The organism is Pseudomonas sp. S32, assembly GCF_016648095.1.
Taxonomy (GTDB): domain Bacteria; phylum Pseudomonadota; class Gammaproteobacteria; order Pseudomonadales; family Pseudomonadaceae; genus Aquipseudomonas; species Aquipseudomonas parafulva.
This window is the reverse complement of the sequence record NZ_JACVVF010000125.1, coordinates 1-243: the sequence shown is the minus strand read 5'-3', so window position 1 is coordinate 243 and position 243 is coordinate 1. Positions and strand designations below refer to the sequence as shown.

Below are 243 nucleotides of genomic sequence, written 5' to 3'. Positions count from 1 at the left end.
CGATACATTGCCAGCGGCATCGGTGAGGGTGACTTGCAGGGTGCTGCCGTCCTTCACTGCTGGGTTCAGCGACACTGCAAATGTGCCATTCGGCCCCACGGTTCCAATGGCAATGACATTACCTGCGGCATCACGAATCTGTACGGTAGCACCGGCTTCGCCGCGACCGGTGAGCAGACTGCCCGCTGAACCGATCGCCAGATCCACCGGGGCAGCTGGTGGCGTGGTATCGACGCCGTCGAT

At 61.7% G+C, this 243-nt stretch carries 1 protein-coding gene; it reads right to left on the bottom strand.

The window, feature by feature from the left end; translation table 11 throughout:
* Nucleotides 1–243, bottom strand: a 243-nt coding sequence (locus tag IAE38_RS23720; protein ID WP_236404396.1) for an Ig-like domain-containing protein, incomplete at both ends; no start/stop codon positions are given.